Source organism: Streptosporangium saharense, assembly GCF_014203715.1.
In the GTDB taxonomy this organism is placed as follows: domain Bacteria; phylum Actinomycetota; class Actinomycetes; order Streptosporangiales; family Streptosporangiaceae; genus Streptosporangium; species Streptosporangium saharense.
This window is the reverse complement of record NZ_JACHJP010000001.1, coordinates 808,466-834,799: the sequence shown is the minus strand read 5'-3', so window position 1 is coordinate 834,799 and position 26,334 is coordinate 808,466. Positions and strand designations below refer to the sequence as shown.

General features: G+C 70.9%; 30 protein-coding genes. 10 read left to right on the top strand and 20 right to left on the bottom strand.

The genetic code is table 11. The features are described 5' to 3' along the window. Nucleotides 1-9: 9 nt before the first annotated feature. A complete protein-coding gene (gene ygfZ, locus FHS44_RS04060; RefSeq protein ID WP_184712495.1) occupies nucleotides 10-996 on the bottom strand; it encodes a CAF17-like 4Fe-4S cluster assembly/insertion protein YgfZ in 987 nt (328 codons plus the stop codon). A gap of 20 nt (nucleotides 997-1,016) precedes the next feature. Then, nucleotides 1,017-1,430 carry a Fur family transcriptional regulator gene (locus tag FHS44_RS04055; RefSeq protein ID WP_184712494.1) on the bottom strand — a complete coding sequence of 138 codons (414 nt, stop codon included), beginning with the start codon at nucleotides 1,428-1,430 and terminating at the stop codon, nucleotides 1,017-1,019. 78 nt (nucleotides 1,431-1,508) lie between these two features. On the opposite strand from FHS44_RS04055, the gene FHS44_RS04050 reads away from it, so the two are divergent. Next, a complete protein-coding gene (locus FHS44_RS04050; RefSeq protein WP_184712493.1) occupies nucleotides 1,509-2,015 on the top strand; it encodes a P-loop nucleotide/nucleoside kinase family protein in 507 nt (168 codons plus the stop codon). On the opposite strand, the gene FHS44_RS04045 is transcribed toward FHS44_RS04050, so the two are convergent. Continuing rightward, nucleotides 1,965-3,197, bottom strand: a complete 1,233-nt coding sequence (locus tag FHS44_RS04045) for an acyltransferase family protein (RefSeq protein ID WP_184712492.1) — start codon at nucleotides 3,195-3,197, stop codon at nucleotides 1,965-1,967. The two genes, FHS44_RS04050 and FHS44_RS04045, sit on opposite strands and share 51 nt — an antisense overlap. Nucleotides 3,198-3,271: 74 nt before the next feature. After that, on the bottom strand, nucleotides 3,272-3,874 hold the full coding sequence (locus tag FHS44_RS41615) for a collagen-like protein (RefSeq protein WP_221460324.1): 603 nt from the start codon (nucleotides 3,872-3,874) through the stop codon (nucleotides 3,272-3,274). 742 nt (nucleotides 3,875-4,616) lie between these two features. On the opposite strand from FHS44_RS41615, the gene FHS44_RS04035 reads away from it, so the two are divergent. Then, nucleotides 4,617-5,075, top strand: a complete 459-nt coding sequence (locus tag FHS44_RS04035) for a DUF5994 family protein (protein ID WP_184712490.1) — start codon at nucleotides 4,617-4,619, stop codon at nucleotides 5,073-5,075. Between the two features lie 76 nt (nucleotides 5,076-5,151). Continuing rightward, nucleotides 5,152-5,475, top strand: coding sequence for an STAS domain-containing protein (locus FHS44_RS04030; protein WP_184712489.1), 324 nt, complete (start codon nucleotides 5,152-5,154; stop codon nucleotides 5,473-5,475). 9 nt (nucleotides 5,476-5,484) lie between these two features. Here FHS44_RS04030 and FHS44_RS04025 read toward each other — a convergent pair whose 3' ends face one another. Together FHS44_RS04025 and FHS44_RS04020 are read right to left on the bottom strand one after the other, a co-directional pair. Further along, nucleotides 5,485-5,790 carry a DUF2470 domain-containing protein gene (locus FHS44_RS04025; protein ID WP_184712488.1) on the bottom strand — a complete coding sequence of 102 codons (306 nt, stop codon included), beginning with the start codon at nucleotides 5,788-5,790 and terminating at the stop codon, nucleotides 5,485-5,487. A gap of 13 nt (nucleotides 5,791-5,803) precedes the next feature. Beyond that, on the bottom strand, nucleotides 5,804-6,961 hold the full coding sequence (locus FHS44_RS04020) for a sensor histidine kinase (RefSeq protein ID WP_184712487.1): 1,158 nt from the start codon (nucleotides 6,959-6,961) through the stop codon (nucleotides 5,804-5,806). A gap of 169 nt (nucleotides 6,962-7,130) precedes the next feature. Here FHS44_RS04020 and FHS44_RS04015 point away from each other — a divergent pair, with 169 nt between their 5' ends. After that, the gene (locus tag FHS44_RS04015) at nucleotides 7,131-7,361 is read left to right on the top strand and encodes a hypothetical protein (protein WP_184712486.1); all 231 of its coding nucleotides are present in this window, start codon (nucleotides 7,131-7,133) and stop codon (nucleotides 7,359-7,361) included. After that, nucleotides 7,358-8,293, top strand: a complete 936-nt coding sequence (locus tag FHS44_RS04010; RefSeq protein ID WP_184712485.1) for an AF_0692 family protein — start codon at nucleotides 7,358-7,360, stop codon at nucleotides 8,291-8,293. Before FHS44_RS04015 ends, FHS44_RS04010 begins: the two co-directional genes overlap by 4 nt. On the opposite strand, the gene FHS44_RS04005 is transcribed toward FHS44_RS04010, so the two are convergent. Continuing rightward, on the bottom strand, nucleotides 8,277-8,765 hold the full coding sequence (locus FHS44_RS04005; protein WP_184712484.1) for a heme-binding beta-barrel domain-containing protein: 489 nt from the start codon (nucleotides 8,763-8,765) through the stop codon (nucleotides 8,277-8,279). The genes FHS44_RS04010 and FHS44_RS04005 overlap by 17 nt on opposite strands. Before the next feature lie 67 nt (nucleotides 8,766-8,832). Between FHS44_RS04005 and FHS44_RS04000 the strand changes: the two genes are divergently transcribed. Continuing rightward, nucleotides 8,833-9,195 carry a DsrE family protein gene (locus FHS44_RS04000; RefSeq protein WP_184712483.1) on the top strand — a complete coding sequence of 121 codons (363 nt, stop codon included), beginning with the start codon at nucleotides 8,833-8,835 and terminating at the stop codon, nucleotides 9,193-9,195. A 59-nt stretch (nucleotides 9,196-9,254) separates the two neighbouring features. Here the strand turns inward: FHS44_RS04000 and FHS44_RS03995 are convergent, their stop codons facing one another. From FHS44_RS03995 to FHS44_RS03980, 4 genes are all read right to left on the bottom strand, one after another. Then, entirely contained in the window at nucleotides 9,255-9,971 is a 717-nt protein-coding gene (locus FHS44_RS03995; protein ID WP_184712482.1) for a type 1 glutamine amidotransferase, read from the bottom strand. Continuing rightward, nucleotides 9,961-11,274, bottom strand: a complete 1,314-nt coding sequence (locus FHS44_RS03990; protein ID WP_184712481.1) for a MurT ligase domain-containing protein — start codon at nucleotides 11,272-11,274, stop codon at nucleotides 9,961-9,963. The genes FHS44_RS03995 and FHS44_RS03990 overlap by 11 nt, the downstream gene beginning before the upstream one ends. Nucleotides 11,275-11,504: 230 nt before the next feature. Further along, nucleotides 11,505-14,474, bottom strand: a complete 2,970-nt coding sequence (locus FHS44_RS03985; protein WP_184712480.1) for an ATP-binding protein — start codon at nucleotides 14,472-14,474, stop codon at nucleotides 11,505-11,507. 172 nt (nucleotides 14,475-14,646) lie between these two features. Beyond that, nucleotides 14,647-16,587 (bottom strand): hypothetical protein, encoded by a 1,941-nt coding sequence (locus tag FHS44_RS03980; RefSeq protein WP_312863521.1) that lies wholly within the window; start codon nucleotides 16,585-16,587, stop codon nucleotides 14,647-14,649. A 174-nt stretch (nucleotides 16,588-16,761) separates the two neighbouring features. Here FHS44_RS03980 and FHS44_RS03975 point away from each other — a divergent pair, with 174 nt between their 5' ends. The 3 genes from FHS44_RS03975 to FHS44_RS03965 are packed head-to-tail and all read left to right on the top strand — an operon-like array spanning nucleotide 16,762 to nucleotide 19,597. After that, entirely contained in the window at nucleotides 16,762-17,403 is a 642-nt protein-coding gene (locus tag FHS44_RS03975) for a hypothetical protein (protein ID WP_184712478.1), read from the top strand. Next, nucleotides 17,403-18,065 (top strand): hypothetical protein, encoded by a 663-nt coding sequence (locus FHS44_RS03970; RefSeq protein ID WP_184712477.1) that lies wholly within the window; start codon nucleotides 17,403-17,405, stop codon nucleotides 18,063-18,065. Before FHS44_RS03975 ends, FHS44_RS03970 begins: the two co-directional genes overlap by 1 nt. Beyond that, complete coding sequence (locus tag FHS44_RS03965) at nucleotides 18,062-19,597, top strand: chromosomal replication initiator protein DnaA (RefSeq protein WP_184712476.1); 1,536 nt, start codon at nucleotides 18,062-18,064, stop codon at nucleotides 19,595-19,597. The genes FHS44_RS03970 and FHS44_RS03965 overlap by 4 nt, the downstream gene beginning before the upstream one ends. On the opposite strand, the gene FHS44_RS03960 is transcribed toward FHS44_RS03965, so the two are convergent. Further along, entirely contained in the window at nucleotides 19,587-20,891 is a 1,305-nt protein-coding gene (locus tag FHS44_RS03960; RefSeq protein WP_184712475.1) for a hypothetical protein, read from the bottom strand. The two genes, FHS44_RS03965 and FHS44_RS03960, sit on opposite strands and share 11 nt — an antisense overlap. An 87-nt stretch (nucleotides 20,892-20,978) precedes the next feature. On the opposite strand from FHS44_RS03960, the gene FHS44_RS03955 reads away from it, so the two are divergent. Next, nucleotides 20,979-21,857, top strand: a complete 879-nt coding sequence (locus FHS44_RS03955) for a DsbA family protein (protein WP_184712474.1) — start codon at nucleotides 20,979-20,981, stop codon at nucleotides 21,855-21,857. A 61-nt stretch (nucleotides 21,858-21,918) separates the two neighbouring features. Here FHS44_RS03955 and FHS44_RS03950 read toward each other — a convergent pair whose 3' ends face one another. The 8 genes from FHS44_RS03950 to FHS44_RS03920 form a co-directional block, all read right to left on the bottom strand. After that, complete coding sequence (locus FHS44_RS03950) at nucleotides 21,919-22,215, bottom strand: DUF1416 domain-containing protein (RefSeq protein WP_184712473.1); 297 nt, start codon at nucleotides 22,213-22,215, stop codon at nucleotides 21,919-21,921. Further along, nucleotides 22,215-23,054, bottom strand: a complete 840-nt coding sequence (locus FHS44_RS03945; protein WP_184712472.1) for a sulfurtransferase — start codon at nucleotides 23,052-23,054, stop codon at nucleotides 22,215-22,217. The genes FHS44_RS03950 and FHS44_RS03945 overlap by 1 nt, the downstream gene beginning before the upstream one ends. 15 nt (nucleotides 23,055-23,069) lie before the next feature. Then, nucleotides 23,070-23,468 (bottom strand): DUF4395 domain-containing protein, encoded by a 399-nt coding sequence (locus FHS44_RS03940; protein ID WP_184712471.1) that lies wholly within the window; start codon nucleotides 23,466-23,468, stop codon nucleotides 23,070-23,072. Between the two features lie 61 nt (nucleotides 23,469-23,529). Then, nucleotides 23,530-23,613, bottom strand: coding sequence for a putative leader peptide (locus FHS44_RS42675; RefSeq protein WP_352004551.1), 84 nt, complete (start codon nucleotides 23,611-23,613; stop codon nucleotides 23,530-23,532). A gap of 90 nt (nucleotides 23,614-23,703) precedes the next feature. Beyond that, entirely contained in the window at nucleotides 23,704-24,120 is a 417-nt protein-coding gene (locus FHS44_RS03935) for a thioredoxin family protein (RefSeq protein WP_184712470.1), read from the bottom strand. A gap of 40 nt (nucleotides 24,121-24,160) precedes the next feature. Further along, nucleotides 24,161-24,967 carry a zf-HC2 domain-containing protein gene (locus FHS44_RS03930; protein ID WP_184712469.1) on the bottom strand — a complete coding sequence of 269 codons (807 nt, stop codon included), beginning with the start codon at nucleotides 24,965-24,967 and terminating at the stop codon, nucleotides 24,161-24,163. Next, nucleotides 24,964-25,515 (bottom strand): sigma-70 family RNA polymerase sigma factor, encoded by a 552-nt coding sequence (locus FHS44_RS03925; protein ID WP_184712468.1) that lies wholly within the window; start codon nucleotides 25,513-25,515, stop codon nucleotides 24,964-24,966. The genes FHS44_RS03930 and FHS44_RS03925 overlap by 4 nt, the downstream gene beginning before the upstream one ends. Nucleotides 25,516-25,541: 26 nt before the next feature. Then, a complete protein-coding gene (locus FHS44_RS03920; protein WP_184712467.1) occupies nucleotides 25,542-26,222 on the bottom strand; it encodes an LmeA family phospholipid-binding protein in 681 nt (226 codons plus the stop codon). Nucleotides 26,223-26,334 lie beyond the last annotated feature (112 nt).

The window sequence follows — 26,334 nt, the reverse complement described above, 5'->3', positions numbered from 1 at the left end:
GCGGCCCGCTCAGCGGATGCGGCGGCGCAGCGCCGGGTCGATCTGGACGTTGCGTCCGGCGTCGGGCGGCACGATGACCTCCTGGGAGGCCGCGACCCCGCCCGCGTCGAGGGGGACGTCGACCGGGACGGTCCGCTTGACCAGGGCCAGCGCGATCGGGCCAAGCTCGTGGTGTCGGGCCGAACTGCCGACGAAGCCGACCTCCTCGCCCGCGTTGAGGACCGGGGTGCCGTGCCCGGGAAGGACGTCGGCGCTGCCGTCGAGGTGCAGGAAGACCAGGCGGCGGGGCGGATGCCCGAGGTTGTGGACCCGGGCCACGGTCTCCTGGCCCTTGTAGCAGCCCTTGCTCAGATGCAGGGCCGTACCGATCCAGCCGACCTCGTGCGGGATGGCCCTGTGGTCGGTCTCGAAGCCGAGGCGGGGCCGGTGCTCCTCGATGCGCAGCGCCTCGTAGGCCCACAGCCCGGCGAGGCGCAGACCGCCGAGCCGCCCGGCCAGCAGGTCACGCGGCAGGAGCAGGTCGTCGCCGACGACGATCGTGCCCTCAGGAGGGGTCAGGCGCCCGGCGTCGATCACGGAGACCACGGCGTAGTCGGCCGTGACGTCGGCCACCTCGACCCTGAGCATGAAGCGCATCTTGTCCAGGAAGGTGACAAGGTCGGCCCCGGTGCCCGGCTCGACGTGCCCCCACACGGCCTCGCCGTCGTCAACCAGCGTGAGGTGGTGCTCGACCCTGCCCTGGGCGTCGAGGAACAGCGTCTGGGTGGCCTCGCCGGGTTTCAGGTTGTCGAGCTTCTGCGAGCTCAGGCTGTTGAGCCAGCTCAGCCGGTCGGGACCGGAGATCCGCACGACCTCGCGGTTGCTCCGGTCGACCATCGCCTCTCCGGCGAGGAGGGCGCGCTGCTCGGCGAACGGATCGCCGTAGTGTCCGGCCACGTCGGCGTCGGGGGTCTCGGCCGCGACCGCGCCGGGGGTGTCCAGCAGAGGACTTCGCATGCCCCCAAGCCTACGAGGCCTCAGCGACACTTCCTGCAGCGGCCGAAGACCGTGAGATGGTGCACGTTCACGGCGAAGCCGAACTCCTCGTCCAGCTTGGACACGAAGTCGTCGACCAGCTCGGGGCGGATCTCGTTGAGCTCCCCGCAGTCGTGACAGACCAGGTGGACGTGGTCGGCGTCCTCCGCCAGGTGGTAGGTCGGCGCGCCGTGCCCGAGATGGTTGTGGGTGACCATGCCGAGCTCTTCGAGGAGCTCAAGCGTCCGGTAGACGGTCGAGATGTTGACCCCACGGGCGGTCTCCCGCACCTTGGTGCAGATCTCCTCGGGGGTGGCGTGCTCAAGGGCCTTGACCGCCTCAAGCACCAACTGGCGCTGCGGAGTGATCCGGTAACCGTGCGCCCGCAGTTGCTCATGCCACGACGTCTCGGTCATGAAGAGAGTCTACGAGCAGAACAGGCCTGTCGGGATCGCTACAAACCCCAGCAAATCCCCCGCCGCTAGTCTGCTCCGGTGAACAGAGAGCCGCTGTGGATCCTCGCCGGCGCCCCGGGAGCGGGCAAGACGACACTGCTTCCGCATCTCGTACGGCAGGCCACTGGGCTGGTCGTGATGGACATGGACGAGTTGCTTGAGGACGGCGCCCTGGTCGGGGTGCCCATCGCCGAACCGGAGGCGGCCCCGGTCTGGCCCGCCTACGACCGGATGTGGCGGCGGATCGTGGACATGGTGCGGCGGGCGGGCCACCCGGTGCTGCTGCTGACCCCGGTCCCCGACCCCGAGGACCTGACCTCCGACGCCCGCTGGGGCGACCCGACCCGCTGGGCGCTGCTCGACTGCCCCGACACCGTACGGCTCGACCGCCTGACGGCCAGGAACTGGCCCCAGGACTGGATCGACGAGGCGATGGAGGACGCGGCCCAGGCCCGCGCGTTCATTCCGACGATCTTCGACGGTGGCGAGGACCCCTCAACCCTGGCGGAGCGCGTCCTCGGCTGGACGCGGGGCGAGACCCTCTGACGTCCCCCGCGCGAGGCGCCTGCCCAGCCGCTGCGCGGGCGCCTCAACGAAACGCCAGGTCAACGCACTGATTCCGAGTAGAACCCCGACCACAACCGCCAGTGCGACCAACCGAGCCCCGAGCGGTACGGCCAGCGGATCCGGCCAGACCATCTGGACGGCCTTCAACAGCAGCGGATGGAGCAGATAGACCGAGTAGCTGACCAGCCCGAGCCAGGGCAGCACCCGGGGCATCTCCCGGTCCCGCAGCGCCATCCCCACGGCGAAGGTCAGCCACGCCGCGACCAGCGCCAGCCACAGGCCGGGCGCGTCCCGGGTCAGCCAGATCCCGGCCGTCGGCACCAGGAGCACCCACCCGGCCCGCGCCCAGGTGATCTGGCCCTGCTCGGCCCGGTAGAGCACGGTGCCGGAGAACATGGTGGCCAGGATCAACAACCCCTGCCAGGGACCGGGATAGACCTGGTTGACCGCGAGCAGCACCAGCACGGTGCCCCCGACCGCGACGGCGCCCGCCCGCCGTACCGCGACGGAACCCCCGAGCATCATGGCCGTCCCCACCGCGACCAGCGCGACCACCGTCAGCGTGACCGACAGCATCCGCGTCCCGTCACCGTCGGAGAGCAGCTTGCTCGGCAGCACGCCCGCCCCCAGCACGGCCGCCGCGGCGAAACCGAGCGCGGCCGTGGTGCTCCCCCGGTTCACCCCGAGGGTGAACATCGCGCTCAGCAGCAGATAGAAGGCCATCTCGTAGGAGAGCGTCCACAGCACGTTGACCATGTTCGGCATGTTCAACAGGTTCTGCAGCATCGTCAGATGCCCCAGCGTCACCGAAAGGGGCCGGTCCTCCCACCAGACGTGCATGCCGTCCCAGCCCGCGACGACCAGCAGCGCCACCCCCAGCGCGCAGACGCCCAGCATCGGGTAAAGCCGGAAGACCCGGGAGATCCAGAAGGCCCGTAGGCTGCCCCCGCGCTCCAGCGACGCGGGCACGATGTAGCCGCTGACCAGGAAGAACACCATGACCCCGTACCAGCCGGGCTCGAACGCGGCCTTGATCTGGAAGCGCGGCTCGGGCAGCAGCGGCTGCAGCGCGTGCTCGAAGACCACCGTCAGCGCCGCGAACCCCCGGATGGCGTCAAGCCATGCCAGACGGCTCCGCCGCCCCCCTTGATCGGTAATCACCTGGTTCATGGTAACGACCGACCGCCGCCCGCCACGGGCGGACGGCGGTCAGTTGAACATGTCCGGTAGACGCCCTACTTCGGCGTCGAGGAGGACGTGGGGGTCGGCGACGCGCTGGGCTTCGGACCCTTCTCCGGCGCCTTGGTGACCTTGCAGTCGTAGGCGGCGATCGCGTACCCGTCCAGCAGCGTGCAGGTCGTCCAGACGGGACCGACCCGGTAGGCGTAGACGCGGGGCAGCCCGCCGTCCTCACCTGCGGGTCCCTGTGCCCCCTGCTCTCCCTGCTCTCCGGCCGGGCCCGCCTCGCCCTGGGGACCCCGGGGTCCGGCCTGCCCGGTCCTGCCGGTCTCGCCGCGCGGTCCCTGCTGGCCCGTGGCTCCCCGCTCACCCTGCGGGCCTGCGGTGCCCCGCTCGCCCTGGGGACCCTGCGGTCCCTGGGGCCCGCGCGGACCGGCCGGACCCTGGGAGGCGATGCCCTGCTGGGCCTCCTCGATGGTCAGCACCCGCTCGGTCTTCGTGTTGCACCTCGTCAGCGCGCGGACGACCTTCGTCGTCTTGTTGACGCAGAAGACCGTCGGCGCGGCGGCCGACGTGGCGGCCGAGGCGGTGGTGACGCTCGACAGACCCACCAGGAGAACAACGGCGCCCAGGAGCGCGGCGGGCGTCTTCGATCGCATGAATGTGACTCCAGAGAGAGAAGGGACGAGCACGAAGATCGTGAGGCGGAGGACCAGAGTGCCAGGAAGGATCGTTCCAAGCGGGTCAAATCCGACCATGTGACGAAAAAGAGATAGATCTCGCCCGGATCTCCCTGCGCGGCAGGCGCCCCCGCGCTCGCGTGACACCGGGAGCGTGATCCCGCAGGACGTCACGAACTCTCCTGGGCGCTCCGCCGTACCGGACCTGCCAGTCGGGGGAGGTCAGGGCGCGCCCGACCAGGGGGCGGAGACGCGGGGGCAACCTGGCGAAAATAATCGTTTGCCCTGGCTCCGGAGATTTCATAACGTACAAGCACGCCGAAAGGAGGTGGTCCGAACGATGGTTGATCATAGGGCTAGCGAGGTGGCTGTCCGCTAGGACGCCCCAGCTTCCGGACTCCGTCCGGACGTCTGGTGACGTTCGGCGAATCCACGACAATCACCGGAACCCCGGGCTGCCAGGGTGGTGGGAGTGTTCTCCCGCCTTTGGTCCACCTGGCCCTCCCACCCCAGGGAGGTAACAGCCCGGGGTTCTTCCCTTTTCCACTCCGGAAATCTCCGTCCCGGAACGCCGGTTTCCGGAAGCCACGGCTCCCCTTTACCCCCGGAAACAGAAACCTCCTAGGTAAAGAGGTAGGGTGAGGGCACCGAGGACTTTTCGAGCGTTGGCACTCAGGTCGGCGTCGCCCCCGGCGATAGACCGCTCCCGGCCCCTTAGCAGGTGGCCCAGACAGGCCAGGCGATCATGACGCCGACAGTCCTCTTCCATCTCAAGTCGCTGGGCTCCGCCATGTCCGCGATTCCCACCCGGCTCTGCCTCGACCCCGTCCCGGACCCGCAGGCCGCGACGCACGGCATGTGGTGGCCCTACTCCCACGACGCCGTCGCCGAACTTCCCGGTCTCATCGCCGCCGTCGACCAGCGGCTCGACCGGACCACACTGCTGGTCAGCGTGCACCCCGAGACGTGGGAGAACATCCCGTACCGGGTTCCGGCCCGTGGGCGCCGGGTGCGGGTCAACTGCCTTCGCCGCAGCGACTCCCAGGTGGTCGTCCTGTTCCCCATGGGCGCCGAGCGCATCGTCCTGCTGGTCGTCGAACCGGACATCACGCACAATCCCGCGCCGCCCGCGCCCACCCGTCACGCCAGCCGTACGGCCCACGAAACCGTGCGGGTCTAGCCGACCGTCCAGACGCCTGAGAGGCCGCCCGCCCACGCGGGCGCCTTTTCCACTCATCTCCGATCGGAGAAACACCATGACCGTCCTCGACACCCTCGCGCCCAGCATGGCCGACGCGCCGAGACCGACCACCGTCCACCTGACCGGTGAGATCGACATCTTCTCCAGCTCGGCGCTGCGTCACCAGTTGATCAACACCCTGCGCCACAGCACGAACGTGCTCGTCCTCAACCTGTCCGGGGTGACGTTCTGCGACGTCTCGGGGCTGGGCGTCCTGGTCGGTGCCCGGCGCCGCGCCCGGTCGATGGGCATCACCCTCGTGCTGGCCGCGCCCCGCCCGTTCCTGTCCCGGCTGCTGCACGTCACCGGCCTGGGCCGCAGCCTGCCGACGGTGGCGTGACCTGACCCCCTAGTGCTCGCCCCTGGCCGGAACCCCGAGAGCGGCGCACGCCTCGCGGTACAGCCGGACGACCTCGGCGCGGACCTGGGCGCGCTCGGTCAGCGTCGTGCTCCACGGCACCCTGACCGTGACCTCCCGCCCGTCGACGACCGCGAGGAACTCGATGGCCTCGGCGTCCACCCCCGACGTGACCGCGCTGGTCGCCTCGGGCTGGCCGCCCAGGGCCCGGCAGATCAGCAGCGAGTCGTCGGCGTGGTCGTCGTTCATGTGGCGCTTGATCGCCTCGACCACATCAGGGGTGAAAGGAGTGCTCATGCCCGCGATGGTATTAGCACGGCGACCAGGGAAGCCACGCCGTGAGGCGCCAGCCGCCCATCTCCGTGGGACCGTACTCCAGGCGTCCCTCGACCAGCGCGACCCGCTCCGCCAGCCCGATCAGCCCCCGCCCAGGCCGGGCGGCCCCGGTGGGCTCGACGGAGTGGCCCCCGGCGTCGTTGCCGACCTCCACGGTCAGTCCCGCCCCCGGCGCCCCCGCGATCCGCACCCGCACCGACGCCCCCCGCGCGTGCCTGCGCGCGTTGGTCAGCGCCTCCTGCACGATCCGATAGGCGGTACGGCCAAGCCCCTCCGGCACGGTTCCGATGTGCTCCTCGGCCATGGTCACCCGCATCCCGGCCCGGTCCGACTCGGCGACGAGCTGCCTGATGTCGGCGAAGGTCGGCTGGGGCAGCTCCCCGACCGGGGCGCGCAGCACCCCGATGACCTCGCGCAGATCCTGTAGCGCCTGGTGGGCGCTCTCCCTGATCACCCTGGCCGCGCGGGCGACCTCCTCGGCGGGGGCGTCGGGATGGTATTCGAGTGCCCCGGCGTGCACGCTCAGCAGTGAGAGCCGGTGCCCGAGGACGTCGTGGATCTCCCTGGCGATCGCCGTACGGGCCTCCTGACCTGCCTGTTCCGCGCGCAGCCGCGCCTCCGTCTCCACCCGGGCCGCCCGTTCGCGCATCGCGGCGGCGAGCCTGCGCCGGTGGTGGACGTACAGCCCCCAGCCGACCACGGCCCCCTGGATCGCGGCCCCCGTGACCCACGCCATCGTCGCGGGCATGTCCGGCTCAGGGCGCAGCAGCACGTAGCCGATCGCCGCGACCAGGCTCGCCACGAAGACCGTCATCGTGGTCCTCGGCGGGCGGTGCACCGCGACCGTGAACGTCGCGATCAGCATCGCCCCGGAGATTAGTTCCGAGAAGACCGACAGCACGACCAGCGCCACGGCCAGCTCCGTCGGCCACCTGCGGCGCAGCCACAGCGCGGCACAGCCGAGCGCGGCGACCGTCTGGTCGAGGTTGAACAGCCAGCTCGGCGGTCTCGGGGAGACGTCGAGGCGCAGCCCGGCCAGGACCATCCCGAAGACCACCGCCAGCAGGAACAGGCAGGCGTCGACCAGCCAGTCGCGCGGGCCGCGTCGCCACGCCGTCGTCGATTCGTTCATCCCGCCACGAGCCTACGGTCGCCCGCCCGTGTCCTGGACGACGGCGATACCAAAGTCGGGGGGAACGACACCTTCGTCGTTCATCAAGCCTGGCCTGGGAGACGTCCGTCGGTACGGAGCATGCCGACGACCGATCCGCCGGGTGGGACGGAGTTCCTAGCGTTCAGGCATGCGTGAAATCGTCAAGCTCCTGGGCCTGCTCCTCCTCCTGGAAGGGGTCAGCGGGGCCATCGACCGGGTGGCCGTCCAGCCCTTCATGAGCGCCTTCCTCAACTTCTTCAACCGGGTGGTCGTGGAACACCTGGACGTCCTGACCGGCTACGAACTGTTCGCCAACCTCGCCCTGGCGGCCCTGGGCGGCCTGCTCCTCGTCGCCTCCAGAACCAGCGCTCCGGCATGAGGTCCATCACCTGGCGCCTGGCCCCCGCCGTCGGCCTGTTCCTCCTGGCGCCACTGGTCGGCGAATACCTGCTCGGCAACGTCCCCATGGCCGACATCGGCGGCCTGCTGGTCCTCGCCCCGATGTACGGCGGCGGCGCCCTCCTGGTCAGGGAGACCGCCCGCCGTACCGGACGTGGCTGGCCCACGATGATCCTGCTGGCGGCGGCGTACGGCGTGCTCGAAGCGGGTCTGATCGACCAGTCGCTGTTCAACCCGTCGTTCGAGGGCCACGACTTCCAGAGCGTCACGCCGATCCCGTGGCTGGGAGTCAGCGCCCACTACGCGCTGAGCTTCGTCGGCGGCCACGTGATCTGGAGCATCGGCGTGCCGATCGCGCTCGTCGAGGCCCTGACTCCCCGCAGGAGCGCCGTCCCCTGGCTCGGCCCGCCCGGCCTGGCCGTCACCGGCGTCCTGTTCGTCCTCGGCTCGTTCGTCATCTTCCGGAGCATGGTCGAGGAGAACGGGTTCGTCGCCTCCACGCCCCAGCGGATCGGCGCCGCCGTCGTGGTCCTTCTCCTGGCCGGTACGGCTTTCGCCCTCCGCCGTCCGCGTCCCGCGATCCCCGGGGCCGTTCCCCGTCCGTGGCTGGTCGGCCTCGCGGCCTTCCTCGCCTCCGGCCTGTTCTTCGTCAGGATGGAGGACTGGCCGGGAGTCGCCCTGGCGGTCGTGCTGCTGGCCGTCTCCGCCGTCACGATCACCCGCTGGTCACGCCGTACGGGCTGGGGCGCCGCCCACCGGCTCGGCCTGGCCGGTGGCGCGCTGCTGACCTACGTCTGGGGCGGCTTCGTCCTGCTCTCCCTGGAAGGCGACGCGACCCCCCTCAACCTCACCGCCCAAACCCTCCTGGTCCTGGGGGCCGTGGCCCTTCTCCTCTTCATTCCACTTTCTTGAGCTCCGCGGAAAGGTGGGACTGGAGGGGCTCGCCCATGGCGGCCATGTCATAAGCCCACATCAGGTTGCCGTTGACCAGGCCGTAGAGGCGGTGGCCGGCGGTGTACTCCTTGGCGGTCGCGGTGCGGGCGACCACGTCGGTCTGCAGCTCGATCTTGTGGAAGACCACCTCGCCGACGTAGATCTCCACGATGCCGGTCGGGTGCGACACGCACACCTCAAGTCTGCGCTCGGGCAGGGCCCGCCAGAAGCCGGTCTCCGTGCCCAGTGGCCGTACCTTGTTGCCTTCCTTGTCCAGCAACCACGTGCGGCTCTCGTACGTCAGGAACGGCTTGCCGTTGTGACCGAAGACGATCTCCTGGCCGAAGTTGAAGCTCTCGATCGTCGGATATCCACCAACCCCGGCACCTTCCCACCGGCCCAGGAGAAAGGCGATCGGCTCAAGGGCGGAGTGCAGTTCGGGAACGTCCATGCGTCCGAGCCTAGAGCCGCCCCGGTACGGCTCGCGCCCGCGACACCTGCCTCGTAGGCTTCGGGGTATGGCACGATCACTGGTGATCAAGGTGACCGCGGGCGCGGACGCGCCGGAGCGCTGCAACCAGGCGTTCACAGTCGCGGCGGCGGCGCTGGCGAGCGGGGTTCCGGTCTCGCTCTGGCTCACGGGGGAGGCCTCGTGGTTCGCCCTCCCCGGACGGGCCAAGGAGTTCGCCCTTCCGCACGCCGCCCAGCTCGGCGACCTGCTCGACGCGGTCCTGGCGGCCGGTCGGGTGTCGCTGTGCACTCAGTGCGCGGCCAGGCGGGACATCACGGTCGACGACGTGATCGAGGGTGTGCGCATCGCGGGTGCCTCGACCTTCGTCGAGGAGGTCCTCGGCGAAGGGGTGCAGGCGCTCATCTACTGACAGGCCCCACCGAGCGGTACGGCCCCGCCACGCGGGCGGGGCCGTGAACCCAACGCCGGTCAGCGGGACAGTACGGCTCCGAGCCGTTCCTGGCGGAGCTGTTCGAACCAGGTGTCGTCGAGCGGCGGGAGCTGGAACCCGACGGCCCAGGTCAGCAGCAGGTCGGCCAGGCCGGGGTTGCGGGCCAGCGCGGGACCGTGCAGGTAGGTCCCGATCATCTTGCCGACGTGGCAGCCCTCGGTGCCGTTGCCGTTGCCCGTGCCGACGGTCGTGGTGGCCAGTGGCCGTACGCCGGGACCGAGGCGGGTGACGCCCATGTGGTTCTCGAAGCCGGTCAGCGTCGGGATGCCGAGCCCGGAGTCGGCCTCGCCGACCAGTTCCCCGACGGCGCGGGCGGTGCCGCGTCCGCTGGAGATGTCGAACAGCCCGAGGCCGTCGACCGGCTGCCCCTCCTCACCGCCGAACGTGGTGCCCATGATCTGGTAGCCCGCGCAGACGGCCAGCAGGCAGGCGCCGCGCGCCACGGCGCGGTGCAGGCCGCCGTCCCTGCGCAGCCGTTCGGCGGCCAGGATCTGCGGGCGGTCCTCGCCGCCGCCGATGAGGTAGATGTCGCCGCCCTCGGGCACCGGGTCGGCGGAGCGCACGTGGTAGGTCTCGACCGGGATGCCCCGGCGCTGGGCGCGCTGTTCGAGGACCAGCACGTTGCCCTGGTCGCCGTAGGTGCTCAGCAGGTCCGGGTAGATCCAGACGAGTCGCAGGATGCTGTCAGACGGCACGACCGAACTCCGATCGAATCTGCTGGAAGGCGGTGTAGTTGGCGATCACGTCTACCTTGCCGGGCGGCTGGGCGGCCAGCGCCTCCTCGAAGGAGTTCACCAGTTGGAACGGCACGCCCGCGATGTCCAGTCTGAGGGCCAGGTCGAGCCTGCGCTCCCCGGTGACGAAGACCGGTCCGCCGCGCAGCACGCGGTAGTCCACGTCCCACAGCCAGGAGGTGTCGCGGCCGTCGGGACCCTGGGCGTTCACCGAGAGGATCACCGGCAGGGAGCGGTCCAGCACGTCGAACGCCTCAAGCCAACCGGCCGGGTTCTTGGCCAGCAGCAGCCGGGCGTGCCTGCCGTCGCGCTGGACGACCGTGTAGCGGCCCGCGACGGAGGTGACCTCGCGCAGCCGGGGCAGCGCCTGCTGGACCGGCAGTCCGAAGGCCGCCGCGGTGGCCAGGGCCATCACGGCGTTCGCCCGGTTGGCCCGGCCGGGAAGCTCGATGTCCAGCACCCAGCGCTGCCCGTGCGGGTCGATCACCGCGTCGTCGTCGAGGAACCAGGTCGGCTGGGGGCGCCGGAAAGCGCACTCGCGGCAGGCCCAGTCGTTCTCGGCCGCGCGGGAGACGACGGCGCCGTGGGCGGCGGCCGGGACGGGGCCGGGGGCCGCGCTGCCGGGCGGGGTGTACTCCATGCCCTTGCGGTCGAGCGGGCCGCCGCACTCGGGGCAGCACCAGGAGTCTTCCTTCCACGGCTGTCCCGCGGAGACCCAGGTCACGCCCGCGGCGGTCGAGGCGCCCCAGGTGACCAGCGGGTCGTCGGCGTTGGCGATCACGTGGACCTGCCTGCCCGCCAGTGCCCGCCGCCACTTCTGGGCGAGGAGCCAGATCTCGCCCGCCCTGTCCATCTGGTCGCGGCTGAGGTTCATCAGGACGATCACCCCGGCGCCGGTGGTGTCGATCACCTCGGGGAGGTACTTCTCGTCGACCTCAAGGACGCCGTAGGGGGCGTGCTTGGCCGAGGACAGCGCCGAGACGTGCCCGGCGGGCATGTTGGCGCCGAAGGCGTTGGTCGCGACCTCGCCGAGGTCCTGCAGCGCGGAGGTGATCAGCCGGGTTGTCGTCGTCTTGCCGTTGGTCGCGCTCACCAGCGCGAGCTTGCGGTCCTGCGCGAGCTTGCGCAGCAGGTCGGGTTCCAGCGCCAGGCCGACCCGGCCGCCGATCACCGATCCGTCGCCTCTGCCCGTCGCCCTGGACAGGGTCGCGGCCGTCCGGCCGAGAGCGCTCGCGAGCTGCGCCCGCAGCGGAAGCTGAGTCATGCCGTCTCCTCGCGTAGCGACCCGTCGCAGGACGATCCGGCAGCCGGAAAGCCCGGGATAGCCGAATCGTTCATGCCGCCGATCCTAGCCGTGGTTGGGCGGAGCCACCGTCCTATGCCGATTCAGGGCTGGGCGTCCCCACCTGTCCTACCTTGTAAAACGATCCCCAGGACGACAGGTGGGACAACCCCAGCAACAACCCAGAAGATGACCACAGGGACAAAACCACCTCACTCGCTGAAGGCCAGCTCCGCGCTCTCCGGCGAGGCCGCGTCGAAGGGCAGCACGAAGCGGCGTGGCCACGACAGCACGCTCTCCAGCCACCCGGCCCCCATCGTCTGGGCGACGTGACGCAGCCGTTCGGCCGGGTCGACGCCGATCGTCACGGTGAGGATGTCCTGTTCGATCCCCTCGTGCTCGTCGTCGCCGAGGATGACCCGCCAGGCGAGCGTCCTGTTGCGTTCGACCTCCATGGACAGCGGGTGGTGGCGCAACGCCTTGGCCCGGTGGCCGAGCAGTTCGGTGCCGTTGTGCTGGCGGTTGAACAGGGCGTACTCCATGACCGGGGCCGCCCCGCGCGGGTTGGGGGCGGGCTGGCCGTACGGGAAGAGCTTGTCGACCTCGTGCAGCCAGCGGACCTGGGGGATGACCCAGGCGGGCCCGGGGCGCTCGCCGGGCTCCCTGTCGGGCCCGAGCAGCCGGGTGGCGGCCCCGGCGACCTGCTCGGTCAGCTTCGCCGGGTCGCCGATGGTCCGCAGCGACCAGGCCCTGCGTCCGACGCTGCGCTCGACGGCCGTGGCCAGCAGGCACTCGCGTCTCCTGGGCGGCAGCTCGGCCCACATGTCGGCCAGGATCCTGGGCACCCCGGGCACGGGCCGGTTGGCGCCGAAGGCCAGCACGAGGGTGTCGGTCCAGATCCGCAGCCAGGCCCATTCGGGCGCGTCGGCGAGCAGGTCGGCCTCGCGCAGCTCGACGAGGGTGCAGGCGCGTCCCGTCCTGCACTCCTGGCCGCAGGCGGCCGAACGACGCCCGCAGATCGGGGGCGTGGTGCCGGGCAGCAGCCGTTCGCGGTCCTCCCCCAGCGGGACCTGCACGCGCAGCGGCCGGTCCATCCCGTCGGCGAAGATCGCGGCGACGCCCGGCTGGAGTGAGACGACCTGCCTGGACTGCTCCTCGCTGAGGTTCATGGCCGCCCCGACGAGCTGGCGGTCGTCCTCGGCGGGCAGCCGGTGCACCACCTTGAGCGCGGTGTTCTTCACCACGTCGGAGACGAGCTTGGTGGGGATCTGCTCGGCGACCACGATGCCCTCGCCGTACGCGCGGATCTCCGCGAGCATACCCGCGAGCAGTTCGACGGCGTGCGTGCTGGCGCGGCCCGCGCCCCGGTCGCGCAGCAGCCGGTGCGCCTCCTCGATCACGATGACGTGCCGCAGGCCGCCGCCGCGCTCCTTCCTGGCCCGCATCCGCAGGTGCTCGACGATCCGGATGATCAGCGTCCCCATCAGGAACGCCTTGTCCTCGTCGTTGGCGACGTCCTCGATGGCCAGCACCACGTTGCGCTGCAGCAGGTCCCCGATGTCGGCCGGGTGCCCGCCCTCGAAGAAGCGCCCCGCGGAGCCGACCCGCAGCGACCGCAGCCGCAGGGAGATGAACCCCTCGACGTCGGCCTGCACCTCCTTGCCGTAGCCGATCTCCTGGATCACGTCCATGGCGTGCTGCTGCAACTGCTCAAGGGTCGGTACGGCCGGCCGCACGGCGGCGCCGGGAGCTGCCCACCCGGTCACCACGTCCCAGCCGTTGGCCTCGTAGACCCGCTGCAGCGCCAGCGACATGATCTGCGGGAACGGCTCCTCGGCGTCGAAGGCCGCCATGAACAGCGCCCGCACCATGTCGATGTGCGCCTGCACCGGGTAGCCCGGCTCCGGGGCGAGCGGGTTGACGCTGAACGGCACGCTGTCGGGCGCAGAGGGGTTGATCACGGTGACCGGGGCGAGGTGCTCGACCCGACCGCCCATCGCGGCGTACTCCGACTTGGCAGGTTCGATGGCCAGCCAGGGAATCCCGGCACCGGTGAGCTGCTCAAGCAGGTGCCTGACGGTCTGCGACTTGCCGGAGCCGGTGGCGCCGGTGACGAAGGCGTGCCGGTTCAGGGTGGCCAGCGGCACCCGGAACGAGCCGACCGCCCTGTCCTGGCCGTCCAGGATCGCCCCGAGGTCCACGGTCGGGGCGCCGGGGGCGATGTCCGCCTCGCTGGTCACGTCGAAGAAGCCAGCGTCGAGCACCCTGACCCCCGGCACCTCCCTGCGCGGCAGCCCCGCGAGGGCGGCCAGCGCGCCCGCGGTGGCCGCGAACGGCGCCGCGGTGCCGTCGGCCGGGTCCTGCAACGTGACGGAGAGCGCCTCGACGAAACCGTGCACGGGGCCGGTCAGGGCGCTGCGCAGCCGGTAGGGATGGTGGCTCATCTCGGCGGAGCCGACCAGCACCGGGGCGATCTGCCGCAGCTCCTCGGGACCCGCGGCCCCGGCGAGCACCCGCACGCTCCACAGCCCGGCCTCGCGGAAGGCGTCGAGCTCCTGCATGCGCCGCTCGGCGCGTTCGGCGTCGTAGCGGGAGCGTTCCGAGGCGTCGCCGTACTGCCTGAGCACGTTGAGCTGGGTGCGCAGGTGGGCCACCTCCGCGTCGAGCAGGTCGGTCTGCTCGGCGACCACCAGCCAGGCGAAGGGCCGGGACATGAGTGTGACCAGGGTCGACTCGAAGAGCGTGGGCCGCTTGGCCTCGTCGGCGTCCGGCTCGCGGCGCCCGCCGAGCGGCGGGGCCTGACGCCCGGGGCAGACGGTCCAGACCAGGTCCGACAGGTCACGCAGCCACTCGTCACCGATCCGCAGGCCCCGCGCGCCGCTGGGGAACAGCAGCGGCTCAGGACCCGTGGGGGCCTGCTCCGGCTCCGCGACGGCCCTGCGGGGCGGCCTGGGCGGGTTGAGGGGCCCGGCGTTGGTGATGAGTTCGAGCGGTGCCCCCGACCCCCGGGAGAGCCACCCGACCACGAAGGGCCGGTTGCGCTGCGCGGCGGACAGTACGGCCGGCAGCACGGTGACGAAGTCCCACTCCGCGGACGAACTACGGGAGGGAGCCGTGATGGCCTGGATCCGGTACCACGGACCGGCCAGCGGGTTGGGGGGACGGGACACGCTCGGTTGCATTTGCTCTCCACCCGGGGGACCCGGCCTCAGGCCGGAGGGGTCGACGCTTCACGGATCGCTCCGCCGGACTGGACGGCGGACCCGGGGGCGGGGGTTCCCCGGCAACCAAGGTCGAACCTCGCCCGGTGATCGCACCTCCGCATTGACCAGGTCCTTACCGCGAGCGGACGGTTCATTGGCGTCTGCGCCAGTCGAGCCTCGCCGGAGGCGGCCCGAGGTTGGGTGGGGCGCTCTCGAAGGCGGTCGGCTCGTGGCGCCGTGGCTCCTCCGGCGCGCGCTCCAGCACCGCCTCCTTGATCTCGTCAAACTCCCCCAGGGTGGTCTTGGGGAAGGTGAGGATGGCCGGGTTGGCGTCGGCCATGCGGACCCTGCGGCCCTGGGCGGTGGCGTCGGTGACGATGACCGACGTGGTGGGAAGCTGCTGGAGCTGGTGGGGTTCCACGAGGAACTCCCGCGAGCGGTGCAGGACCCGTTCGGTCTCCCCCATGGCCTTGGTCGCCTGGCGGCCCCACTCGGTCGAGGAGGTGATGTCCTCCTTGAGGTCGGTGCCCCTGACGGCGCGGTCGTCCTCGCCCTCGTCGGCGTGGCCGACCGTCGAGACGTAGCCGCCGTCGAGCCCGGCGCCCGTGGCGCTGATCGTCTCGGTGAGCTGGGCGATCTCCAGGCGGTGTTCTGTGCCGACGTGCTCGCTGGCGATCCTGGCGTCCTCGGCGTTGCCCAGCCGCATGAACGTCACGGCGGCGTGTCCCCGCCCGAGGCGCTCCCGCACGGTCGGGGTGAGCGCGCGGTAGGTGAGCACCAGACCGGTCCGCGAGGTCTCGCAGGCGTCCATCAGCCGGTCGAGCACGTCACCGCGGAGCTTGTCCGCCCCGGCGACGATGATCGTGTGGTACCACGGCCGTTCCGAGGCGGGCGACTGGCGCAGGATGTGGGTGAGCGCCGTGGCGACGTAGGTGCCCAGCACCCGGTTACCGAGCACCCCGGCCTGCCGGTCCATGGAGACCACCCGCAACCGCGCGGGCGGCAGCCGTACGGCCTCGGAACCGAGCGTCTCCAGCTTGCGCAGTTGTGACTCCAGCGCCCAGGCGCGCTCGATCACCACCCGGTCGCTGACGCCGCGGCCGAACAGCGTGCCGATGCGTTCGAGCTGGGTCGCGGTGATCAGGCCGGTCAGCAGGTCCTCGCGCGGGTCGCCGACCTGGGCAAGGGCGCGCAGGGCCGCGGTGACCTGGTTGATCGTGGCGTTCTCGCCGAGGACTTCGAGGACGCGTTCCAGGATCGCGTTGTCGAACGACAGGTCCCTCGGGTGCTCCTCGCTGACGCTCACCACGTGGGCGAGCACGTCGGCGAAGGCCTCCGGCGGCAGCGTCGCGCCCAGGTCGAGCCGGGGCAGGTCGCCGGGCAGCACCCAGACCAGCGGGTCGTCGCCGCCCCTGCGGGCCAGCTCTATCAGGTCCTTGGCGATCGCGCCCTCGGACAGGTCGAGCACGGTCAGGTGGCCGCCGCTGTAGAGGCGGGTCGCCCCGAGCAGGGTGATCAGCGCCGACCAGCCGGGCAGCGTGCCGCCCGCGACGTCGATGCGGTCGATCTCGTCGGGCACCGTCACGGCGTACCACGTGAGCTGGCGGTCGTAGCGCTCCTTGCGCTCGGCCCACTCGCGGTAGCGGGCGGCGTGCTCCTCCTGGGCCTGGAACAGCTCCCTGTCGCGCTCCTCGCGCTGCCGGTCGCCGACCGCCTGACGCTCCTGGATCCGGTGCCTGACCGCGCGGTTCCCCTGGCGGATCGCGTAGCTGCAGAAGACCGCGATCCCGCCCACGGTGACCAGCCCGGCCGCGGCGAAGGACCAGCGCAGCAGCTCGGTGACGCCCAGGACGAGGATCAGCACCGCGAGCGCGGTCGTGAAGGCCCTGAAGACCTTCATCGGGCGGTTCAGCAGGGCCTCGTTGAGCCGCTCCCTGCGCATCCACTCGGCGTCGGCCTTGTCGTTGGTCACGGGCCCGCTGTCCACCGGGGAGGGTCGCCTCGGGGCCGGTCCCGGATCAGGGTGCAGCAGGGCGTACTGCCAGCCCAGGTAGATCCGGTCCGCCTGGAGCTGCGCATGCTCGGGATGCACGTCCGCCACGGAACCTCCGCCATAGGGCTCTCGCCGCCTCGGAGACAGCGTAAGAGTTGGACCTCCGATTCGGGCAGCGTTCCCGTCAATCTGCTGCATTTTCCCCATGTTCATCGCTGCTTAAGGGATGAATGAGTCGGATGGGGTGAAGGTAAGCGATTACCATCCTTTGTCATGACGTCTCCCTCCGGTGGCGAAAACAGGCGACGGCGCCCGGTCGCGGTCCCGATAGCCGCTCTGGTGGCGGCCACCGGTCTGGGAGTCACCGCGGCCCTCGGTGGGCTCGCCGAGGCTCCCCAAGAGCCTCCCAAACAGCTCGGCCCCGGCGCGACCGTCGACCAGGGCGAGTTCACGACCACCTTCGTCGAGTCCCGCACGGCCTTCCAGCCCGACACGTACGGCGGGCCGGGCAAGCACTTCGTCGAGATCGTGCTGAAGGTCACCAACAAGGGCGAAAAGACCGTCCCGGTCGGCTCCCCCTGGCACGGCGCCGAGCGGGGCCTGCTGTTCGGCGCGGGCCTGCTCAAGGTCACCCCCGAGATCAAGACACCGTACGGCCCGCTCTCCTCCGTCGCCACCCAGGGCGTCCCGAGCCAGCAGCTCCACCCGGACGTCCCCTCGACCGTCGTGATCAAATACCAGCTCACCGAGGGCCAGCGCGCCCCCCAGCAGGTGAAACTGGACGTGGGCACCTTCGAGTTCAACGAGGGCTTCAGCCACGAACTCGGCTGGGTGCTCGTCAGCGAGGATCCCAGCGGGCCGCCGACCGTCGCCGCGCAGGTCACCCTCCCGGTCCGGCGGAAGGAGAACACCTGATGGGAACCGTCGCCCCCGAGCGCGTGGCCGCGCCCACCCGTGGCCGCCGCCGTGCCCCCTCCCGGCCCCGCAGGTGGCAGCGGCCGGTGGGACTGGTCGCCGGGCTGGCGTTCGCCGTGGCGGCGGTGTGGGCGCAGACCTTCGCCTACACGCGTGACGACCGCGGCGCCCCGCTCACCTGGACCGGTGGCGTCGGCGACGAGGTGCGGGCCTCACGCGTCTGGGTCCAGGCCAAGGCCGTACACGCCGCCAAGGCGATCGAGGTGCCGGGGACGAGCGGCAAGCCGCAGACCGCGACGACCACCGGCATCTTCCTCATCGTCGATCTCGCGGCCCAGGCGACCAGGGAGCCGCAGAAGGTCGTCTGGCTGGAGGTCCTCACCGCCGACGGCCACCGCTACGCCTCCACGGACCGGGTGCCCGAGACCCAGACCATCAAGCAGTTCTTCGTCCAGCCCGGCTGGTGGGTCTCCGGCCCCGCGGTCTTCGAGCTCCCCGTCTCCCAACTGGCCGGAGCCCGTATCGTGGTCAGCTCGGTACGCGGTTTCATCGTCGAACCGTCCCTGCCCGAGGTGGAGATCGACCTCGGCCTGGACGAGGCGGGCGCGGCCCGGCTGGTATCCGAAGCCAAGGACGTCTATCCGTTGGGGAACAAGAAGTGACGGGCACGCCGACCCCCCCTTCCGAGCCCGGCCGCCCCACCCCCGAACCCGGCTGGCCCCCCACCGACCCCGCCTGGCCCACTCCCGAGCCCGGCCGGTCCGCTCCCGAGGAGGAACGCCCCCCTTTCTCCCCGTACGGCCAGCCCCCTCAGCAGGACGCGCCCGCCTGGCCCGCCGCCGAGGAGGAACGTCCCCCCTTCTCCCCGTACGGCCAGCCCGCCCAGCCCCCTCAACAGGACGCCCCCTGGCAGGGCCCCGCCCAGGCCCCTTCCGACCCCGGCCTCTTCACTCCCGGCCGTCCCGCCCCCGAGTCCAGCCGCCCAGCTCCCGGCCCCGGCTGGCCCGCCCCTGAGCCCGGCCGGTCCGCCCCCGGGGAGGAGCGCCCCCCGTACGGCCAGCCCGCCCCGAGGCACGCCCATCAGGACGCTCCCAGGCAGGATCCGCCGGGTGCCCCCTGGCCCTCCCAGGGCACCGGCACCTGGCCCCAACCGCCCCAGCCCGGCCCCGCCCCCGAGGCGCGCCCCGGCACGGCTCACCCCGCGCCCACGCCGCAGCCCGGCCTGTCGCACCCAGGGTCGCACCCGGCCCCGGCGCAGCCTGTCCCGCCAACGCCGAAGCCACCCCAGCCCGCCCAAACTCCCCCGCCGCAACCCCGGCCCGCCCCGGCTCCCCCGGCGCGGCCCGGTCGCTCCTGGTTCGCCGAGTCCCCCGCGGCCTTCCCCGACCAGCAGGTCTGGCCCCCGGCCGCCCGCGAGGAGCACGCGCGGGAGGAGCACGCCGGGATCTCGACGCAGCCCTTCCCCGCCGTCCCCGCCTCCCCGCTGCCCCCCAGGCGGCCCGTGCCCGCCATGCAGCCCCTCGGGATGACGCAGGAGCCCCCTCCTCCGGACCCGGTCCCCACCGCGCCCCAGGCCGACGGCACCGAGCCTGACGGGCCCGACGGGCCCGCGGACCCGCCCCCGCCCAGGCGTGGCCGTACGGCACTGCTGGCGACCGGCGCGGTGCTGGCCCTGGCGGTCGCCATCGCCGTCCCCACGCTGGACGGCTACAGCACCTACCTTGAGGCGCGTCCCCCGGACCAGGTCCACGTCTTCGCGGCCGGGCAGACCGCGTCGTTCAGGCACGTGTCCTGGCAGGTGAGCGTGGAGGCCGTGGACACCATGCCCAACGCCCGTCCCATCCCGGCCGACCGTCAGTGGCTCAAGATCAGGCTCACCCGGGTCGCCCTGGACCAGGAGGGGATCATCCGCAGGGCCGCTCCCGACGTCGAGGTGCGGGCCCTCGACGGGCGGGTCTGGAAGGTCGAGCCCCTCGTCGACGACCTGCCCCTTGAGGTCAAGGACTACAGGGTCGGCGCGCCGTACCACTACGACATGGTCAGCATGGTGCCCAGGGCGCTCGCCGCGCAGGTCGAGGTCTACGTGCGTCCCAGCCCGGCACGCATGATCGAGGGCGAGTCCGTACAGGACATGTTCAAGAGGACCGCGAAGGAGCAGGAGCTGAAGGACAACGTGCTGCGCTTCAGGCGCTGACGACCTCTCCGGCCTCGCGGCTGCGGGTGGCGGCGATGTCGAACGTGGCCGCCAGCAGGCAGATGGTCAGCACCTTGACGATCAGCTCCCTGACGACCCCGGCGGGGTTGCCGAGGAACACCCAGATGTAGGGCTCCTCGCTGCCGACCAGCATCCGTATCCCCTGGTCGGCGTAGTCGGTCCCCACCCTGATCAGCACGTAGAGCAGGCAGAACAGCCCGAACAGGGCGGCTCCTCCCCGTACGGCAAGCCGGAAGGCGTTGGCGGGCGGGACCCAGCGCTCCTGGAACCCGGTCGTGGCCCGGGTCATGGTCGAGCGGGTGAGCGTGTGGGTCTGCTCCATGCGGTCGGCCACGGTGTCCAGCCTGGTCCCCCGTACGACCGCGCGGGTGTCCTCGGCGAAGGCGCCGTAGACGAGCGAGGCGACCGTCAGCCAGGTCAGCGGCTCGACCAGCGCGGAGACCACGTACGGCCAGACCTCCGCGACGACCCCGGTCACCTCCTTCCACCCGGGGATGCCGCCCTGCGCCTGTTCCAGCCAGCCGTTCAGGGTGGTCACCGCGACCCGGCTGGACAGCCAGTCGGAACGCGCGGAGACGAGGGTGAACATCGCGTTGATGCTGTAGAAGGCGAAGGCCAGCTCGAAGAAGGTGGCCATGATGCCGCTTCCCCTGACCCTGTCGTTGGCGTGCCACCACCCGAAGAGCGCCTTGAGGCCGTAGGCCACGACCGCGATGCCGATCGAGAGCCGGACGTCCAGGCCCACCAGGCCGGTGCCCGTGGTGACGGTCTCCCCGGCGAAGGTCCGCACGAGGTCCTGCCCGACGTTGTGCGTGATGTCGAGCGAGACGAAGTCCCTGGCGTCGTCGACGTGGAAGCTCCAGGCCATGTAGATGGTGGCGAAGACCAGGGTGGCCCGGTTGAGCGCGCCGAACAGGCTCTCGTCGGCCTCGTCCCCCGCCCGCCGTACCCGGATCTCCCTGAGCGCGCCACGCACGGAGTAGAGCATGCCGACGGTGATGACGAGTTCGTTCATCACGATCAACGTGAAGATCAACATCGTGACGACGAGCCGCGCCTGGCGGTAGTCGCCGTGCGACAGCTCGGTGCCCGCCCACAGCAGGCCCGCGCGGATCGCCCGCCCGGCGGAGAACCAGAGCACCAGGGAGATGCCGCAGGCCCCCAGGATCCTGAGGGTGTGCGTGGGCAGGGAGTAGGCCGTCAGCGTGCTCGGCCCGCGACCCGCGGCTCTGGGCGACGGCAGCGGCGGGGACATAGCAGGCGTTCCGGACACTCAAGGAATCCTAGCGGCCCGCACCGGCCCGGACGCGAGCTTCAATCCCCGTCGAACAAACGGCAGGTCCACTTTGTTGCACAGGTCATGAAGCGCATCGAAGTCTGGGCGGACATGGTCTGCGCCTGGGCCCACGTCGGCAGGCGGCGCCTGGTGAGCGCGGGGTTCGGCGAGGACGTCGAGGTCGTCTGGCGTCCCTACCAACTCGACCCGACGGCCCCGCGCGAGCAGGACCACGACGCCACCTCCCCGCCCAACACGTTCGACGCCCACCGGGTGATCGCCGTCGCCCTCGACCGCGGCGGCCCCGCCCTCCAGGACGCCGTCGTCGGGCGGATCCTGGACGCCCACTTCACCGAGGGGGCCGACATCGGCGACCCCGCGGTCCTGGCCGCCCTGGCGGCCGACGCGGGCCTGGACGGCGTGGCGGAGGCGCTCGCCGCCGGGGAGGGCACCGAGCAGGTCCGCCACCAGCTCCTGCGCGGCAAGGCCCTCGGCATCGTCACCTCCCCGACCTTCGTGGTCGGCGACCGCGCGGTCGCGGGCGCCCAGTCCCCCGAGGTCCTACGCGATCTCGTACGGCAGGCCACCCCCGGCCGTGACCTTCCCGAGGAGGTCACGCGGCTGCGCCACGCGGAGTCCCTGCTCGACGCCCGTGACCCGCTCGGCGCGCTGGAGATGCTGCGTCCGCTACTCGACGAGCACGGCGACGATCCCACGGTCGGGTCGCTGGCCGCCCGCGCCTACTTCGCCTCGGCGCAGCTCGGCAGGGCGCGGCAGGTGCTTGAGGCGCTGGTCGAGCGCGCCCCCGGCGACCACTACGCCAGGTTCCTGCTGGGCCGTACCCTCGAACGGGCCAACCGCCCCGAGGAGGCCCTGCCCCACCTGCGCCTGGCGGCGGCCATGTCCGCGGAGCCCGACTACGCCGACGCCGTCCGCAGGGCCGAGCGGCGCGGAGCCGCGTGAGACACGCCGGAAGCCGGCACCCCAGGCGGGGCACCGGCTTCCGGTGATCGGTTCTTCGAGGTCAGACAGCCACGGCGAGCTGCGTGACCTCACCCAGGCGGGCCTGGGCGGGGATGTCCTTGGTGACGCCACCACCCGCGATGATGCGGACGGTCCACTCACCGGGGGCGGCGAAGAAGCGGAAGATGCCCTCGTCGGACACCACGACCTCACCGGTGAACTCGCCGGAGTGGTCGAGCAGCCGGGCGTAGGCCGTGCCCGTGCCCGAGACCACTCCCTGGATGACGGCCTGGGTCGAAAGGTCGATCCCGGCCGGAAGGGCGATCGTCTGTTCCGGAGCAGCGCATCCCTGAGTCATTATCGAGCCTCTCCCAGTTCGATCGGCACGCCCACGAGCGAGCCGTACTCTGTCCACGAACCGTCGTAGTTCTTGACGCTGGCCTGACCGAGCAGCTCGTGCAGCACGAACCAGCTGTGGGCCGAGCGCTCGCCGATACGGCAGTAGGCGATGGTGTCCTTGGCGAAGTCGACGCCCTCGGACTCGTAGAGAGCCTTCAGTTCCTCGTCGGACTTGAAGGTGCCGTCGTCGTTGGCCGCCTTGGACCACGGGATGTTGCGGGCGGTCGGCACGTGGCCGGCGCGCTGGGCCTGCTCCTGCGGGAGGTGCGCGGGAGCCAGCAGCTTGCCGGTGAACTCGTCGGGCGAGCGCACGTCGACCAGGTTGAGCTTGCCGATCGCGTTCACGACGTCGTCGCGGAACGCGCGAATGGCGAGGTCCTGCTCCTTGGCCTGGTAATTCGTGGCCGGGCGGTTGGGGACGTCCTTGACCAGCTCGCGGGAGTCGAGCTCCCACTTCTTGCGGCCACCGTCGAGCAGCTTGACGTTCTCGTGGCCGTAGAGCTTGAAGTACCAGTAGGCGTAGGAGGCGAACCAGTTGTTGTTGCCACCGTAGAGAACCACGGTGTCGTCGTTGGCGATGCCCCGGGAGGAGAGCAGCGCCTGGAAGCCCTCGCGGTCCACGAAGTCGCGGCGGACGGGGTCCTGGAGGTCCTGCTTCCAGTCGACCTTCACGGCGCCACGGATGTGGCCCTTGTCATAGGCACTGGCATCTTCGTCGACCTCAACGAGAACGATGCCCTCGGTGTCGAGGTTGGCCTCGACCCAGTCGGCGTCCACCAGGACGGCGGAGCGGCTCATCGGAATCCTCCGGGATTAATTTGCGGCGGGAAATATACGGCGAATGATCAGGAACATCTCGCAGCCAAGGCAGAAACCGAAGGCGGCGTTGAGAAAGGCGGCGAAAAGTGCCGCGGCGGTGGCGCCGAGGGCCAGCGGCGTGATCTGCGTGACGTAGCCGACCAGTCCCGCCAGAGCGAAGACCAGGCCCACTGCCTGCGCGAAGCGCGGTGGGGCTGCGTCCTCCAACTCCGACGGAGGGCTTTTCACGATCCCTTTGAAAATCATCCCGTACGGCGAGGCACCGAAAAGGCTCAGCGCGAACACCACGGCCTGGGCGGCCAGCAACCACGCGCTTCCCGTCACGAGGACGAGGGCGAGGACAACTGTCGTCAAGGCCGCAGAGAAGCGAAGGGCACGGGGATCAACCTGCATCGCTCGATGCTCCTGAAGGGTTGTACAGATCGGTGCGGCAATGGCCGCTTGAGATCGCCCTTTAGGAAACGCGACAGAGCGCGGTGGCGACGCGGCAGAAATCGACCGCGCGCCGCTTCGTCAGCAGCTCTGTCGAGGGGTTCATGTCCAAGACACTACATTGACGCTCCATCGTCTGTCACATCCCTGTCCACGCTATGAGACAAATTTGCCCAACGCGTGATACCTGACCCGCTCACTCGCCAACGGCGAGACCGAGCGCGCCGATCACGTCGGCCTTACGTGGCTGCCCGGAGGCACGTTTCACAACACGTCCTGACGCGTCAAGGATCAGTACGGTCGGGGTTCGCATGATGTTCAGCGAACGGACGAGGTCGAGACGGGACTCGGCGTCGATCTCCAGGTGCGCCACCCCGGGAACCATCGCCGTCACCTCGGACAGGATCCTGCGGGTCGCCCGGCACGGCTGGCAGAAGGCGCTGGAGAACTGCACCAGTGTCGCCCGCTCGCCCAGGGGGGCTCCGAGATCGCCGGTCGTCAGCCGCTCCACGTCGCCCCCCACGTCACGCGGCACGCCGTTGCGCCGCCGTACGATCACGCCGACCAGGGTGGCCACGGCCAGCGTGACGAGAACCACTGCCAATCCGGTCACGGAGCACGACAACACGCGCCCGCCCCGGCCCATTCCCCGGTTAGGGAACGGTGACGCCGACCAGCGTCTCCCCCTGCTCCGTGGTGACCTCCACCTTGGAGATGCTCCCGAACGGGATCGTGGTGCTCCCCTGGAAGGGGCCCGAGCGGTCGTAGGCGGCCTTGTTGACCACCCAGTTGGCCGCCGTCTGCCGCTGTCCACCGGCACCGACCACGTCGAGCCTGCACGGGGTGCCCTTGGCGATCCCGGAGACGACGACCTTGACGGTCGTGGTGCCCTCGCCCTCGGTCAGGACGACCGTGGCGTGGACGGGACCCTCGGTTCCCTTGACCACCCTGCGCTTCTCCGGCACCCCGGAGAAGACCTGGTTGTCCTGGGCCTCCGGCGACGGGCTCTCCGAGGCCGAGCCCGCGTATCCCTGCCCCTGGTCCTTCATCAGCCGCGACTGACCGCTCTCGCCGCCCGCCGAGGCCGAGACCGCCGCGGGCATCGCCGCCGAAGAGCCGCCGTCCTGCGACTGGCGCATGCTCGCCCACATCGTCCCGCCCAGACCGACGACCAGCACCGAGGCCGCCAGCGACAGCAGCACCCTGCTCATCCTGCGCCGTCTGGCCCGCGCGCTCAGCAGCCTGTCGAGTACGGCGTGCGGCGGGCTGGCCGCCTGTGCCACGTCCTCCTGGGACACCTTCCCCAGGAAGGCCGCGACCCCGGTCAGCTCCTCGAACTCCGCGCGGCAGCCGTCGCACTCGGCGAGGTGCGCCTCGACGAGCACGCACTCCTCCGGCTCCAGCGCCCCGAGCACGTACGCCCCGAGCGACATCCGCATGTCATCACAGGTCATCATCATGGCGCGAGCCCCCGCTCCTCCAGCGCCAGCTTGAGCGCCCGAAGCGCGTAATACGTGCGCGACTTCACCGTTCCGGCGGGGATCCCGAGCGCCTCGGCGGCTTCCTTGACCGACTTCCCCTGGTAGTAGACCTCGGCGAGCACCTCGCGGTGCTCCGGTCTCAGCGTGGCCAGCGCCTCGGCGACCGCCCACGACTCGACGGCCCTTTCGAGCTCGTCGTCGGCGGGCACGACGGCGAGCGCCTCGTCCCCCATCTCCGGCGGACGCGCCTTGCGCGCCCTGTGCTGGTCGACGACAAGATTGCGGGCCACCGTGAACAGCCACGCGCGGATGGGCTTCCCGCTGAGCGCGTCAGGATGCCGCCACGCCCGCAGCAGCGTCTCCTGCACGACATCCTCCGCTCTCCCCGGGTCACCCGTCAGCCGCAGAACGTAACCGTAGAGTGGGCCGCCATGCTCGTCGAAGAGCGCTCTGACGAGCTGCTCGTCGGCGGTTCCGGCTTGGCTCACACCCTCACGACGTACGGCGCGGCGCTTCGGTTCAGTCATACGTCGTCACACGCTGGAGCGTTTCCTCATCCGTGCAGGGGAACGTCGGACGCCTCGCCGGAGACCTGTATCCCCTGGGGCACGACGCGCACGCCGGTGATCTTCACGCCGAACGGCAGGTTCTTGATCGGGATGCGGTAGTTGATGAACCGCTCGGGGTTGGGCACCGGGATGCCCCCACCGACCGTGACCTTCTCGGGGGCGAACCGCAGCTCCCCCGCCGAGACGCCGATCTTCAGGTCGGCCTTGACCGGGACCTTCTGGCCGAGCACGGTGACCTCCCCGTCGACCACCAGGGTGTCGCCGTCGACCGAGACCTTGATCCCGTTCGGCGCCTTCTGGTTCAGGGTCGCCAGCGGGACCACCACGGTCCCCTCGACCCGTCCGGCGCGGATGTCGGCCCGCTCCGAGTGGAGCACCAGGTCGGACAGCGGGGCGGTGACGTCGTGGAGGGTGAAGTCGACGCTGGAAAGGCGCAGTCCGTTCAGCGTCATCGGGCCCGCCGCGACCTTGACCTCGTCGTAGTGCCCCGCGATCGCCTGCGTCAGGAACGGGATGCCGAGGATGCTCACCTCTGGCGGGTTCTCCAGGTCGTATCTCGCGGTCGCCTGCCGGGCGAGCTCCCGCTGCGCCCCGGTGACGGCGACCCTGTCCACGATCGCGACCAGAACGAGCAGCAAAACCAGAAAAGCGACAAGCTTGCGCATCTGACTCCCCGTCCAGTGCCTCGACCCGGTGCCTCGGCTGAGGGCCCCTCAGTGCCTCGGTCCGGCCAGAGTGCCATCGCAGCACATCCCCCGGCAATCATCTCCAAAACAC